The sequence below is a fragment of the Aquimarina macrocephali genome, assembly GCF_051627225.1.
Taxonomy (GTDB): domain Bacteria; phylum Bacteroidota; class Bacteroidia; order Flavobacteriales; family Flavobacteriaceae; genus Aquimarina; species Aquimarina macrocephali.
Map to the genome: position 1 here is coordinate 1,791,284 of NZ_CP151795.1, position 14,577 is coordinate 1,805,860.

Annotated in this window: 11 protein-coding genes; 5 read left to right on the forward strand and 6 right to left on the reverse strand. The window is 33.4% G+C overall.

Features of this window, described 5'->3' with window-relative positions; translation table 11 throughout:
• Positions 1-108 precede the first annotated feature (108 nt).
• Both AAFU52_RS08085 and AAFU52_RS08090 read right to left on the reverse strand, forming a co-directional pair.
• Complete coding sequence (locus AAFU52_RS08085) at positions 109-1,506, reverse strand: OmpA family protein (protein WP_438426070.1); 1,398 nt, start codon at positions 1,504-1,506, stop codon at positions 109-111.
• Between the two features lie 285 nt (positions 1,507-1,791).
• Entirely contained in the window at positions 1,792-4,944 is a 3,153-nt protein-coding gene (locus tag AAFU52_RS08090; RefSeq protein ID WP_438426071.1) for a UvrD-helicase domain-containing protein, read from the reverse strand.
• Positions 4,945-5,137: 193 nt separating this feature from the next.
• Between AAFU52_RS08090 and AAFU52_RS08095 the strand changes: the two genes are divergently transcribed.
• Entirely contained in the window at positions 5,138-5,746 is a 609-nt protein-coding gene (locus tag AAFU52_RS08095; protein ID WP_024768503.1) for a superoxide dismutase, read from the forward strand.
• Positions 5,747-6,014: 268 nt separating this feature from the next.
• Here AAFU52_RS08095 and AAFU52_RS08100 read toward each other — a convergent pair whose 3' ends face one another.
• Together AAFU52_RS08100 and AAFU52_RS08105 are read right to left on the reverse strand one after the other, a co-directional pair.
• A complete protein-coding gene (locus AAFU52_RS08100) occupies positions 6,015-7,913 on the reverse strand; it encodes an amidophosphoribosyltransferase (RefSeq protein ID WP_438426072.1) in 1,899 nt (632 codons plus the stop codon).
• A gap of 81 nt (positions 7,914-7,994) precedes the next feature.
• Positions 7,995-8,924 (reverse strand): PfkB family carbohydrate kinase, encoded by a 930-nt coding sequence (locus AAFU52_RS08105; protein WP_438426073.1) that lies wholly within the window; start codon positions 8,922-8,924, stop codon positions 7,995-7,997.
• A gap of 444 nt (positions 8,925-9,368) precedes the next feature.
• On the opposite strand from AAFU52_RS08105, the gene AAFU52_RS08110 reads away from it, so the two are divergent.
• Positions 9,369-10,445 (forward strand): carbohydrate-binding protein, encoded by a 1,077-nt coding sequence (locus AAFU52_RS08110; RefSeq protein ID WP_438426074.1) that lies wholly within the window; start codon positions 9,369-9,371, stop codon positions 10,443-10,445.
• A gap of 128 nt (positions 10,446-10,573) precedes the next feature.
• Here the strand turns inward: AAFU52_RS08110 and AAFU52_RS08115 are convergent, their stop codons facing one another.
• Entirely contained in the window at positions 10,574-11,209 is a 636-nt protein-coding gene (locus AAFU52_RS08115) for a ribonuclease H1 domain-containing protein (RefSeq protein WP_438426075.1), read from the reverse strand.
• Positions 11,210-11,405: 196 nt separating this feature from the next.
• Positions 11,406-11,990, reverse strand: a complete 585-nt coding sequence (gene purN, locus AAFU52_RS08120; RefSeq protein ID WP_438426076.1) for a phosphoribosylglycinamide formyltransferase — start codon at positions 11,988-11,990, stop codon at positions 11,406-11,408.
• Positions 11,991-12,175: 185 nt separating this feature from the next.
• Here purN and AAFU52_RS08125 point away from each other — a divergent pair, with 185 nt between their 5' ends.
• Genes AAFU52_RS08125 through rnc form a run of 3 tightly spaced genes read left to right on the forward strand, consistent with a single transcriptional unit; the run spans position 12,176 to position 14,415 of the window.
• Positions 12,176-12,409 (forward strand): acyl carrier protein, encoded by a 234-nt coding sequence (locus tag AAFU52_RS08125; RefSeq protein ID WP_024768509.1) that lies wholly within the window; start codon positions 12,176-12,178, stop codon positions 12,407-12,409.
• A 17-nt stretch (positions 12,410-12,426) separates the two neighbouring features.
• Entirely contained in the window at positions 12,427-13,680 is a 1,254-nt protein-coding gene (gene fabF, locus AAFU52_RS08130) for a beta-ketoacyl-ACP synthase II (RefSeq protein WP_024768510.1), read from the forward strand.
• On the forward strand, positions 13,681-14,415 hold the full coding sequence (rnc, locus tag AAFU52_RS08135) for a ribonuclease III (protein ID WP_024768511.1): 735 nt from the start codon (positions 13,681-13,683) through the stop codon (positions 14,413-14,415).
• Positions 14,416-14,577 lie beyond the last annotated feature (162 nt).

The following is a 14,577-nucleotide window of genomic DNA, read 5'->3' on the forward strand; positions in this document are numbered from 1 at the left end:
AGAAGAATCGATCGTGTTAAGTCAAGATCTTTATTTAATTTTCTAAAAATAAAAAACGTCCCGAAATTTTCGGGACGTTTTTATTATTATGATTGAGAGACTTTATTCTTATTTTACTAAGTTGATCTCTACACGTCTGTTTTCTCCTCTACCTTTTCTAGTTTTGTTAGAAGCGATAGGTCTGTCTTCACCATAACCAACAGCTGATAATCTGAACTGATCGATACCATTTTCTGTCAAGTAGTTCTTAACAGCATTTGCTCTAGAATCAGATAATCTCTGGTTAAGTTTAGCACTTCCTACACTATCAGTATGTCCTTCTACAGTAAACTTAGCAGTAGGATACTCTTTCAATATACCAATGATATCTCCAAGTACTTTATTAGATGCTTCTTTGATTGTAGATTTACCAGAATCAAACAAGATAGTTTTTGCATAAGCATTAAGAGTCTTCTGTACTTCTTCAGTTACTTCTGGACAACCATTGTTAGCAACAGTACCAGCAACGTCAGGACAGTTATCATCTTTATCTAATACACCATCACCATCTTTATCTTGGTAAGGACATCCATTATTAGCAGCTGGTCCAGCTTCATTAGGACAACCATCTTTACCATCAGCGATTCCATCACCGTCAGCATCAGGACATCCATTAAGAGCAGGTAATCCAGCTTCAGTAGGACACTCATCTTTAGGATCTGGAACTCCGTCACCGTCAGTATCAGGACATCCATTAAACTCAGCAGTACCTGCAGTATCAGGACACTCATCTTTAGCATCAGTGATTCCATCACCATCAGTATCAGGACATCCGTTGAATTCTTCTAAACCAGGAACGTCTGGACATTCGTCATCTTTGTCATATATTCCGTCACCATCAGTATCTTTACCTCCAAATGCGAAAGTAAGTCCTGCAGAATGTTGGAAATGAGTTGGTGGGTAACTACCAGTCTCATAATCTTCAAATACGTGCTTGTAAGTTGTTTGAAGGTTAAATGCTAAGTTTTCAGTTAACCAAAAGTTGAATCCAAGAGAACCGTTTAATGTTCCAGCTCCTTTTTCATCAAGCCAAGTATAACCTCCACCTACACCTAAGTAAGGATCGATCCAACTTGAACCAAATGCTTTCTTAAAGCTGTAGCTAATTCTACCATCTAAGGCATAATAAGATAGGTCATCAACTTTTAAATCTTCTCCTGTAGTAGGATTTTCTCCCCAGTTTTCTATTTTGTTAACCGATCCTGCCGCTGTAAAACTAAAACCATCTCCTATATATCTACCAACAGATAATTTGGAAACAGATGGAAGGATGTTCCAGTGGTCACTAGCATTAAAATATTCATCGAAAATTTCTCCCTGACTGGTAAGGTCTCCCCCAGTAGGAAAGATGTCAACGGCATTAATGCCTATAGAAACCGCCCAAGGATTGTTTTCATCTTGTGCATTCGCCGTACTAAATCCAAGTACAAGTAACGAAGCCACTAAAAATCTGCTAAGATGTTTCATATTCAATAATTTAATTTTTAAGTGTTAATTAGAGCAAATGTAATATGTTAAAAATAACTGTCAAAGATAAATCTAATAAATTTTTCTTAACAGGCCAGCATATATCGCAGCTTTGGAGAGTGTAGTCGTTTTTTCTTACAGTTTTCTAGCCCCAAAAAAAGCAATGATTTTAACCTTATTAGAGAAAAATTAAAGTATCTATCTCAGCAATTACGTTACAATTATAAGATAAAAATACCTTTTATCCTTAAATTTCTTTTAGTAATTATAAAAATGATAGTTTATTTATACATGTTTTAAGGTGATATTATCATTAAAATAAATTAGAATTTTATCTTTTATAGTGTGTCCCATTTTTTCAAGAAGTGATGCATAACCCTGTATTTGCATAGCATGAGAAGCATTATGAACTCCTGTTTTATAATCTATTATGGTCGTTAGATTATTTTTATCAATTACTATTCGATCAGGTCGAAATAATCTTCCATTAGAAATTATATCTCTTTCATTATGCACTATATTGTCTAAAGAGAAGTATTGAGAAAGCTCTGGGTGGTCTACAATATCCTTTATTTCGTCATGAAGTATTTCTTTTTCAGAAATAGTAATTTCTCCTGTTTTGTATGCTTCCTCAACAACTCTTTTCACATCCTTATATGTATCTATAGAAGCCATAAGATCATGTATCAAATTTCCTTTTTCTATTGCACTCTGTTGAGATGTATCCCATAGTTTACCAGAATTAGTTACAATATTTACCTTATATTTTCTCGAGGAATCCTCGAATCTAGAAAGTTTAACCACTTTTGGCTTGTCTTCTATATCTGTGTTTATAACCTCTGGTTTTAAAGAGTGACCAAAAGTATATTCCGTTTTTTGAGGATTCCATTGATCCAAATGTTTTAGATACGCAATTAATTTCCCAGAAAAAGTATTTGGATTACTTTCTCCTTTAGAATTTAATTTCAAATTAGAAACAATATACAGCTGTTCTTTTGCACGAGTAAGTACTACATATAATAGATTAAATGCATCTAATTCTAATTGAGCTTGTCTGTTTAAAACAATTTCTTCTGCATCTTTACCATACTCAGATATACCTTTATTATAGTTGATAAATACTTCTTCAAAATTGTCATATTTTTTGCTATCCACTGCTAACCATGTTTTGGGCTCTATTTCTTCATAGATATCAATATTAGCATATGGATAAATAACACAAGGAAACTCCAGTCCTTTTGCCTTGTGTATTGTCATGATCTGAATTGCCTGCTCTGTTTCTGGAGCAACAATGCTTAATTTATCTTTTTTGACATGCCAATACCCTAAAAAACCTACAATACCTTCTGTATGTTTTTGAGTAAATGCAAACACAACATCCAGGAAAAATTGTATGTACGCTGTAGTTTTATCGGCAAGAGAAAAACTGGCTATAATATATTCTACTGCATCATAAAGAGGTTTTATAGCTACTTTGGTAAGATCAAAATCAAGACCTAGAGTTTTAAGCTCAGAGGAAAATGTATTCTTATTACTATTTATCATTTTTTCCAGAAATAAATGCTTTTCTTCTATTGAAAACTTCTCGGTCAAGAAATGTAATACGTTGATTTTTGATTGTAGATGATCTGGTTGTATACACCAGGTAAGTAGGTCAATAATAAATACAACTTGAGGAGCATTATTAATTAATAATGTCTCTGAAGAAATTATAGATAGTCCTTTCTGGGTAAGAAGATCTGCTATGGCAGCTCCTTCTTTTTGCTTTCTTACGATAACACATATTTCATTGAGAGGATATCCCTTTTTGTTTAGTTCGAGTACAGTTTCATATACTTTCTCGGGGTATAAGTCATTCTCCTGAGCTACATTTTTAGCTTCAACAAATGATATATTAATATATCCATCTTTTTTGGAGTTAACTTCTTGTTTATTACCCAATACATATAATTCCCGATGTTTTTCATTTTTAAAATCACCAGATAAAAAGGTGAATAGGCTATTATTGAATTTAATAATTTCTTCGTGACTACGATAGTTTCTAGGGAGATTAAGAACTTGTTTTTCTTGTATCGAAAAAGGGTTTTCATCAGAAGATAAATTGATAAATTGTTCTGCTTTCCCTCCTCTCCATCGATAAATTGCCTGTTTTGCATCTCCTACTATGGTAACTTGCCCTCTTTTACCTGTTAACGTTTCTGTTGAAACCGCATTATCAATAAGAGGGATCAAATTACTCCATTGTAATTCTGAAGTATCCTGAAATTCATCAATAAAATAATCTCTATACCGCTCTCCTAAACGTTCGTATATAAACGGAGCTGGCTGATCCTTAATTGCATTACTTATAATCGTATTAAATTCTGATATCAATAGAATTTTTCTTTCCTTTTTGATTTCGATTAACTCTTTATTAATTGTATTTAATACTGAAAGAGGGGTAAGGTTTTTGGTAATGTTCTGGAAAAAACCAATTCGTATTAATGATTGCTTTGTTTTTAGAAAGGCTTCTTCTATAGCGGGTCTAATGCTATCGATTATTTCTTTTTTATGAGAGTCTAACTTAGCATTATAGAAAGAAGCTTCTTGTATATTCTGTTTCCAGACTGCTTTAAAATCTGCTTTCACTTCACCTTCTACAAGTTTTAAAAAATGGTTAGGAATTGAGCTGCGAGTAAAATCTGTATATTCTACTCCTTGGGTTTTTATTAATTGTAAAATTGTATTCGACTCAGAAATAATATCTTTCTTACATTCGGCAACTCTGTGATTCAACTGTTTTTTCAGGATCTCAAAATCAGTAATTGTTTTATGCGAAAGTTTATTGAGATGTTCTCTATCATTTTCACTAAACAACAATCTGGCTATCTTATTAAGCTCTATAGTGATATCCCAACTTTTATCATCCTCAAGCTTGCTGATTGCAAAATCAACAATCAACCTGGTCAACTCTTCGTTTAGTCCTATCTTGGCAACTACTGCGTCTACAGCTTCTTCAATTAAAGAATCTGTATCCATTTCGATCTCAAAATTCATAGGAATCCCTAAATCATGTGCAAATGTCCTGATTACTCTATGTGTAAATGTATCAATAGTAACAACATCAAATGCCGCATAATTATGAAGAATACTTCTAAGAATTCGTTTTGCTTTTTGTTTAAGTTCGAGTTCAGGAATTTTGGTCTCTGCACTTAATTCATTTAGTAAACTCTGGTGTTTTGACGAAGTATCAAGAGCACTAATAGCAACAAGGTTCTCTAATATTCTGGATTTCATCTCGGCAACTGCTTTATTTGTAAAAGTAATTGCCAAGATATTCTTATAACTGTCCCTAAACTCTCCTTTTAAAAGAGCAATTAAATATGCTTTTACCAAAGTATAGGTTTTACCGGCACCAGCAGCAGCATTATAAACAATAAAAGCAGTAGTCGAATTCAATTCTTTTTTTTACTAAAATACTAAAACCCGAAATTCTTATACTATCGATTTCTATAAAATTATAATAACAAAAAGGTTGTTTTTACTATCCTGCGGGTTTTAATTAATTTATAACAATTATAAATTTTTATTCATCATTCGAATTGTTAAATTTGATGTCGCTTTTATTTTTTATTAATTAAAATAATAACATATGTCATTCGAATTACCAAAATTAAACTACGCTTTTGATGCGTTAGAACCTCATATAGATGCTCGTACCATGGAAATTCATCATGATAAACATCATGCTGGATATACTAGTAAATTAAATGCTGCACTTGAAGGAACTGATCTTGAGGGTAAAACCATTGAAAATATTCTTATTAATCTAGATATGTCAAACGGTGCTGTTAGAAATAACGGTGGTGGATATTATAATCATAATTTATTTTGGGAGATAATGTCACCTAATGGTGGAGAAAAACCTTCTGGTGAGATTGCAGATGCAATTAATGCTGCATATGGATCTTTTGATGCTTTTAAAGAAGCATTCTCAAAAGCAGCTGCGACCAGATTTGGATCTGGATGGGCTTGGTTATGTGTACATCAAGGAGGGAAAGTAGAAATCTGCTCTACACCTAATCAAGATAATCCTCTAATGCCAGGTATTGGATGTGGAGGAACTCCTATCCTTGCACTAGATGTTTGGGAACATGCATATTATTTAAACTATCAAAACCGTCGTCCGGATTATGTTTCAGCATTTTTTAATGTAATTGACTGGAACGAAGTGGCTAGCCGATATGCTCAAGGAAAATAAGTGATATTATATATTTAACAAAAAGAAAAAGAGTTGCAGTATTGTGACTCTTTTTTATGTGAAAGTGTTACGAAATGTTGGAAAATAAAAAAAGGTGGAAGAACCACCTTTTTTTGCCCCAAATCTACCATGAACTTAACCTACTTATGCTATGGCTTTGCTAATATAGAACGTTATTTCATAGTGAAAAAATGTTTTAGACGAAAGGTCAAAATACTTGTTGAAATACACAAATTAACCCTTTTTAACAACAAACATTTTTGTTTTTTTAATAAGCTCTTTCATTTTTACCTTCAAAGAAGTTTATAAAAGCCTTATTTACAACTCTGTTTCCTCCTATTGTTGGATAATCTCCTGTAAAATACCAATCTCCAAGGTTCTTAGGACACGCCTGATGAAGGTTATCAACGGTCTGATAAATAATCTTTACTTTAGCTTTTACTGATGTATCACTTAACAATTCTGATATTTTATCACTTATTTCCTGATCAGAAAATCCGCTATAGATTTCTTTTACAAAATTTTGCACCTCTGAGTCTACCAGATTTTCTTGAGCTTTACATTTTTCATAAACCTGCTCTACCAAATCATAATTCCCATTTTCTTTTAAAAGCTCTAATGTTGCTTTAAATGCGATTAAACCTTCTAATCTTGCCATATCAATTCCGTAACAATCAGGATAACGAATTTGCGGTGCCGAAGAAACAATAACGATTTTCTTTGGCTTCAATCTATCCATCATCTTGATAATACTCTTTTTCAGCGTTGTTCCTCTAACGATACTATCATCAATTATGACTAAATTATCTTCTTGTTTTACTACACCATAAGTCACATCATAGACATGAGCTACCAAATCATCTCTACTACTATCTTCTGTAATAAAGGTACGAAGCTTAGCATCTTTGATTGCAATTTTCTCTGTTCTTAATCTGTATGAGAGAATTTCTGATAGACGCTCATCTGTTAATGTTTCTTTTTCTGAAAGTATAGTTTCGTTCTTCTGCTTATTTAATTCATCCTGAGCAGCTTCAACCATACCGTAGAAAGAGGTTTCGGCTGTGTTCGGAATAAAAGAAAAAACAGTATTTACTGTATCATGATTAATTTCTTTTAAGACCTGAGGCATAATCAACCTTCCTAAACTCTTTCTTTCCTCATAAATCTCAGCATCACTTCCACGTGAAAAATAAATACGTTCAAAAGAACATGCTTTCCGTTCTAGTGGATCAATAATTCTATCTACAGAAGTATCTCCGTTCTTTTTGACGATAATTGCTTTTCCCGGATCAAGCTCTAGTACATCATCAAAAGCAACATTAAATACTGTTTGAATAACAGGCCTTTCTGATGCTACAACTACCACTTCATCGTCTTTATAATAGTATGTTGGCCTGATTCCTGCAGGATCTCTTAAAACAAAAGCATCACCATGTCCAAGCATTCCTGCCATGGCATAACCTCCATCCCAGTCTCTTGATGATTTTTTAAGGATTTTAGCCACATTTAATCGTTCTGCAATTTGCGGAGAGGCTTCATTTTTATTAAACCCTTCTTTCTTTAATTTCTTATATAACTTGGCTACTTCAGAATCCAAAAAGTGGCCGATTTTTTCCATTACAGTAACGGTATCTACCTTATCTTTTGGGTGCTGTCCTAATCTTACAAGATTATTAAATAACACATCATTGTTAGTCATATTGAAGTTACCTGCTACAATAAGATTACGATGCATCCAATTGTTCTGTCTTAAAAAAGGATGAACACTCTCTACACTATTCTTGCCAAATGTCCCGTAACGCACATGTCCCAGAAGTACTTCTCCTATATAAGGAATATTCTTTTTCTGTAGTTCGACATCATCAGCATATTCTGGATGATCCACCAATTCTTTATTAATTCTATCATTAATCTGAGAAAAAATATCTTGTATTGGCTGTGATTCACTAGATCGAACCCTGCTTATGTATCGTTCACCAGGAGCCGTGTCTAATTTAATACTTGCAAATCCAGCACCATCTTGACCGCGATTATGTTGTTTTTCCATCATTAGATACATTTTATTTACTCCATAAAATGCACTACCGTATTTTTCTTTATAATACTCTAATGGTTTTAGTAGTCTGATAAATGCTATACCGCATTCGTGTTTTAACGCATCACTCATTGTATTCCAAAATTCTAAATGTTGTTGTGTTAATCATAATTAAAAAAGCCCCAAACAATTGCTTTAGGGCTATACTTTATATCAAGACAATTCTATCTCGAATTGTGTTAACTCTCTAAACTGCTGAAGTCGCTTCTGGACCTCATCACGATTTAAATTTTCCATTCGCTCTGTACCAAATTTCTCTACACAAAAAGATGCGAGGTTTGAAGCATGGATAATTGCTTTTTTCATATTCTCAAATGAAATATCATCTGTCTTGGTTAGATATCCCGAGAAACCTCCTGCAAATGTATCTCCAGCACCGGTAGGATCAAAAACTTCTTCTAATGGTAGTGCAGGAGCAAAGAAAATCTGTTCTTTATGGAATAATAAAGCCCCATGTTCTCCTTTTTTAATCACAACATACTTTGGGCCCATCTTTTCGATTGCTCTGGCTGCTTTTACCAAAGAATATTCTCCGCTTAATTGTCTAGCCTCTTCATCATTGATAGTAATTACATCTACTTTTGAAATCACTTTTAGAAGATCTCCTAAAAAAGCATCTTCCATCCAAAAATTCATAGTATCTAATATCGTAAGTTTTGGGGTAGTAGTAAGTTGTTCTAAAACACCAAGTTGTACTAACGGGTTTAGATTTCCTAGCATCACAATGTCAGCATCTTTGTAATCATCAGGAACCACAGGATTAAAATCAGCAAGTACATTAAGTTGTGTATCTAATGTATCTCTTGAATTTAAATCATTATGATATCGACCACTCCAGAAAAAAGTCTTTCCTCCTTTTACGATTTCTACAGCAGACGTGTCAATATTTTTTTTCTGAAGGAGAGAAAGATAATCCAAAGGGAAATCTTCTCCAACTACAGAGACAACTGCTGAAGAAACATTGAAATTTGAGGCAGAAAGCGCAATATAAGGCGCTGCTCCTCCTAATATCTTATCTGTTTTACCAAAAGGCGTTTCAATAGCATCAAAGGCGATAGAACCTACAATAAGTAATTTACTCATACAACTAGCGTTATAATTTTTTTGCAAATATACGTTTTACTTTTAAGTACCAAGAAGATTAATACAAAGGTTATTTTCTATCAGAATCTACAAGTATTTTTCTTTATGATTTTACTTGCTGTTTGATAAATTTAAATCAAGAAATCTAAATTTTATTACTCATTACAGAAATGGTAAGCACGTAATACTCCTTTTACAAATTGCTATATGATTTTGGTCTTTTCAATTTCAACCACAACATGCTTTAAATCAGGATTTAACCTCTACATTCTATTCTATTGAAAATAATTTCGATTTATGCTTATTAATTTATGAAAATGATAATTTTTTGGCGCTAAAATTTAGAAAAAACTATAATATCCAAAAAAAAAATTAAAAAATGCTAAAATAATCTTAAAAAAATAACGTTATTTACCCAATACAAACTCAAACTTATAATTAATTATGAAAAAATTAAATTTAGCTAAACTCGTTTTAGCTACTTCGCTGTCGGTTTTATTCTTCAATTGCGAAAAAGATTCTGAAGACATTATCGAAACAAATCAACATGCAGATGCAAAAGCTGCTCATGTATGTGTCGAAAAATGGAATACTAACGAGAATGATTCAAAAGCTGCCAGTGTTAAAGCAAAAGAATGGCAAGCCGGTCAAACTATTCGAGTGAAATTCTTAAATGGTAATAATTTTGTACAATCCAAAGTTAAGCAATATGCTGTAGCTTGGGAAAGTCATGCAAATATTAAATTTGAATGGGTTTCTTCAAACAGCAGTGCTAACATCAAAATTGGTTTTAAAGAAGGTCAATTTGCAAACGATGGTGGATCTTGGTCTTATTTAGGAACTGATTCTAATGACCATGCACATAGTATGCATTTTGGATGGTTTAACAACAACACTTCTGATACAGAGTTTAGAAGAACTACAATTCACGAATTTGGACATGCTCTTGGTTTGATTCACGAACATCAAAATCCTGTAGCTGGAATTAACTGGGATAAAGAGGCAGTTTATGCATACTATGCTGGACCACCAAACAACTGGAGTAGAGCACAGGTAGATAACAACCTATTCAGACGTTATGAAGCAAATATTTCTAACTACAGTGCATACGATCCATTATCAATAATGCATTACCCTATTCCTGCAGCACATACTACAGATGGTGTTTCCGTAGGAAGTAATTCTCAATTATCTGCAACAGATAAATCTTTTATAGCTACTATATATCCTGGTTCTAATACTGGTGGTGGTAACTGTGATGGTGTTGCTGCATATAATAGTAACACTTCTTATTCTACTGGAGATAAAGTAACATATAATGGAGATTTATACCAAAAAACTGCTACTTCATGGAATAACCTTGGAGCTTGTGATAGCGCTCCTAGTACTGATATTTGTGCTGGTGTATCTGCATATAACAGTAGCACTTCTTATTCTACTGGAGATAAAGTAACATATAACGGTACTTTATACCAAAAAACTGCAACATCATGGAATAATCTTGGAGCATGTGGTAACTAAAATAAAGTAATCACAAACCTAGTTTGTTCAATACATTAGATTAAAAAATCTTATTTATATAAAAATGCTCCGGAAGAATACCGGAGCATTTTGCATATACATTATTATCCTAAAAAATCTTTTTAAAACTATTTTCTACCAAAATCTGCAGGTATTTCTCCCCATGCTTTGGTTTCCCATTTTACAATTGTAGTTATATATGTATTTTCTTTGAGCCATTGTGTTGCTCGATCTACCAAATCAAAGACTTCTTTGTTTTTTGCAGTTCGTTTCAGCTTTGTTCTACATGTCTTTTGTTTTACCCATCCTATTGCTATCTTAGAATCAGAATAAATAATACGATCACTATTTTTCTTTTTAAGATATGCAAGACCATGCACAAGTGCCAAAAACTCTCCTATATTATTTGTGCCTTGTCTAAAAGGTCCCTGGTGAAAAAGCTGTTTTTCGGTTTGGGTATCTACTCCCCGGTATTCCATCTTACCGGGATTACCACTAGAAGCAGCATCTACTGCTATAGAATATAAATTAGGTTCTCCTATTTTTGATAATTGTGCTGCAGTAAGTGTTTTTTTAGGTTTACTCTTCCCTTTATAGTCCTCATAATCTCCATTATATGCTTTTTTTGCAATATCAAAAGAATCAAAAGATTTATACTTTGCGCCGGCATACCCCTTAACAGCCGCTTTACAATCATCCCATTTGGTGTAAATCCCAGGCTTGTGTCCTTCCCAAACCACATAAAATTTTTCTTTCTTAGCCATTCTTATTAATTGATCGTTGTTGGTTGATAGAAATTTTTCTTTTTAAACGGTTTTTGCGTTAGGGATAGTAGTGAAAATACCGCATCCCGAGTACTCGGGAGAGGAATTGTAACGTATAGCCCGCTCGAACGCTATAATAAACAATTAAATTAATAGTATATACAATATTCCTTTCGTTTCTAACTAATAAGCATCACTACTCATTACTTTTTTTATTATCAAAAAGCAGTTCTTCTATAACGATTGGAAAATATTTATATTCTAATTTATGGATTGCCTGTGCTACATCATCGGCAGAATCTCCTTCAGAAATTGATGTTTTAGCCTGAAAAACTATCGCTCCCTCATCATAATGTTCGTTTACATAATGGATTGTAATACCACTTTCTTTTTCTTTATTTCTAATTACAGCTTCATGTACATGGTGCCCATACATTCCTTTTCCACCATATTTTGGTAATAATGCAGGATGAACATTTATCACTTTATCAGGGAAGATCTCGATGATTTTTTTAGGGAAAATCCATAAGAACCCAGCTAGTACAATAATGTCAGGTTTGGCATCTTTTAAGATATTAAGCACCTCATTTGTGTCATAAAATGACTCTTTGTCAAAGTGTAACGCCTTTACTTTCAGGGCGTGAGCTCTTTTTAATACTTTGGCACGCAGGTTGTTAGAGAACACATGTGTAACCTCGGCAATTTTTCGCTCGTGGAAGTACTTAATTATATTTTCGGCATTGGTACCTGAGCCGGAAGCAAAAATTATAATACGCTTCATAGATAGTATGATAAAGTTGTTAATTAGAGAGCACAAAAAAAATAATTATTATTCAATTTTAGGCAGCAAAAAGGCAATACTTCGCTATATTTGATAAAATACAAATACATTTTTATGGGATTGTGGGGTTTTAAAATAAAGTTTTTTATTTTTGCCACCTAATTAAAAAATTAAAATTAAACATTATGTCAGACATTGCATCAAGAGTAAAAGCGATAATCGTTGACAAATTAGGAGTAGACGAAAACGAAGTTGTAAATGAAGCTAGTTTCACAAACGATTTAGGCGCTGATTCATTAGACACTGTAGAATTGATTATGGAATTCGAAAAAGAGTTCGATATTCAGATTCCAGACGATCAAGCTGAAAACATCGCAACAGTAGGTCAAGCAATATCTTATATTGAAGACGCAAAGTAATAACTTCACGACAAAATATGAATCTTAAGCGAGTTGTAGTCACAGGACTAGGTGCATTAACACCTATAGGTAACAATATTGATGAATATTGGGATGGATTAGTAAATGGAAAAAGCGGTTGTGCTCCCATTACTTATTTCGATACCGAAAATTTCAAGACTAAATTTGCTTGCGAAGTCAAAAATTATTCTCCCACAGACTATTTTGATAGAAAAGAAGCACGAAAACTTGATAAATTTGCGCAGTATGCTATAGTATCTTCTGAAGAAGCTATAAAAGATGCCGCTATTGACCTAGAAAAGGTTGATAAATTTAGAGTTGGTGTGATCTGGGGTGCAGGAATTGGCGGAATAGAAACTTTTCAGGAAGAAGTAATTGGCTATGCCAATGGAAATGGAACACCTCGTTTCAATCCTTTCTTTATCCCGAAAATGATCGCCGATATTGCTCCTGGTCATATTTCTATCCGAAATGGTTTTATGGGACCTAACTATACCACAGTTTCTGCTTGTGCTTCTTCTGCAAATGCAATGATCGATGCGCTAAACTATATTCGTTTGGGCCATTGTGACATTATCATTACAGGAGGAAGTGAAGCTGCTGTTACTATAGCTGGTATGGGAGGATTTAATGCGATGCACGCTTTGTCTACAAGAAATGAAAGCCCGGAAACTGCCTCCAGACCATTTGACGCAACCAGAGATGGTTTCGTTCTTGGAGAAGGTAGTGGAGCTCTTATTCTTGAAGAATATGAACACGCAAAAGCACGAGGTGCTAAAATCTATGCCGAAGTCGTTGGTGGTGGAATGTCTAGTGATGCATATCACATGACAGCTCCGCATCCAGATGGAATAGGTGTAGAACGCGTGATGCTTAATTGTTTAAAAGATGCAGGTATATCACCAGAACAGGTAGACGCTATAAACACTCATGGAACATCCACTCCATTAGGAGATGTTGCAGAATTGAAAGCTATTACCAAGGTTTTTGGAGATCATGCACCTAACATCAATATCAATTCAACGAAATCTATGACAGGACACTTACTTGGTGCAGCTGGAGCTATAGAAGCTATTTCTTCTATTTTGGCTATGCAAAAAAGTATAGTACCTCCTACTATCAATCACACTACTGTGGATGAAAACATAGATTCTTCATTGAATTTGACATTAAACAAAGCTCAAAAACGTGAAATCACATACGCAATGAGTAATACTTTTGGTTTCGGAGGTCATAATGCTTGTGTGTTATTTAAAAAACTGAACGAATAAATGAATGTTATTCGAAACATACTAAATTCCCGCTCTGAAAAGAACGGGAATTTTTTTTCCAAAATTCAAAAAATACTAAATTTTAAGCCCAAAAACATTAAGCCTTATGAAAAAGCATTTACGCACAGGTCTTTAAATTTAAAAGACAATAAAGGAAATGCTGTTAATTTTGAAAGGCTAGAGTTTCTAGGTGATGCTATGTTAAGTAGTGTTATTGCGGCGCACTTATTTAAAGAAGTACCAGAAGGCAATGAAGGGTATTTGACCAAAATGAGAGCCAAAGTAGTAAGCAGAAAACACCTTAATGAACTAGGTAAAGATCTTAAACTAATTGAATTGGTACGCACCAATATTCCTAAATCTCAATTTGGAATAAATATACATGGAAATCTTTTTGAAGCACTAATAGGTGCCATTTACCTGGATCGTGGCTTTGTATATTGTGAACGATTTATTAAAGAAGCTGTAATCGATCCATATGTTGATATCGAAAGCCTCGAAGGACAAATCATTAGTTATAAAAGCTTATTGATAGAATGGTGTCAAAAAGAGAAAAAAGTATTTAGCTACGAAGTATATGAAGATACCGGTAAGGATGAAATGAAACATTTTGCCGTAAAATTATGGATAGATGACAAAGTAGTCGCAAAAGCGAGAGCTACTTCAAAAAAGAAAGCAGAAGAAAAAGCTTCAAAAAGAGCTTATTTTGCATTTCAATCTAAAATAAACATCTAAATAGCATTAGAATTTTTCTTATCAAATTAGGCAAAATATACACATCTTAGAAAAACTATTTTTTTTATAGTTAAAAGATACTAACTCAATCGTTTTCGTAAAATAACTTTATCTCTAATTAAACTTGTTAGGTTAATTTATTTGTATATTTCGCGTTAAATC

Bases quoted from the DNA above. Each gene is read 5' to 3' on its own strand.
- AAFU52_RS08085 (WP_438426070.1), bottom strand. From the start codon at position 1,506: ATGAAACATCTTAGCAGATTTTTAGTGGCTTCGTTACTTGTACTTGGA.
- AAFU52_RS08095 (WP_024768503.1), top strand. From the start codon at position 5,138: ATGTCATTCGAATTACCAAAATTAAACTACGCTTTTGATGCGTTAGAA.
- AAFU52_RS08100 (WP_438426072.1), bottom strand. From the start codon at position 7,913: ATGAGTGATGCGTTAAAACACGAATGCGGTATAGCATTTATCAGACTA.
- AAFU52_RS08105 (WP_438426073.1), bottom strand. From the start codon at position 8,924: ATGAGTAAATTACTTATTGTAGGTTCTATCGCCTTTGATGCTATTGAA.
- AAFU52_RS08110 (WP_438426074.1), top strand. From the start codon at position 9,369: ATGAAAAAATTAAATTTAGCTAAACTCGTTTTAGCTACTTCGCTGTCG.
- AAFU52_RS08115 (WP_438426075.1), bottom strand. From the start codon at position 11,209: ATGGCTAAGAAAGAAAAATTTTATGTGGTTTGGGAAGGACACAAGCCT.
- purN (WP_438426076.1), bottom strand. From the start codon at position 11,990: ATGAAGCGTATTATAATTTTTGCTTCCGGCTCAGGTACCAATGCCGAA.
- AAFU52_RS08125 (WP_024768509.1), top strand. From the start codon at position 12,176: ATGTCAGACATTGCATCAAGAGTAAAAGCGATAATCGTTGACAAATTA.
- fabF (WP_024768510.1), top strand. From the start codon at position 12,427: ATGAATCTTAAGCGAGTTGTAGTCACAGGACTAGGTGCATTAACACCT.
- rnc (WP_024768511.1), top strand. From the start codon at position 13,681: ATGAATGTTATTCGAAACATACTAAATTCCCGCTCTGAAAAGAACGGG.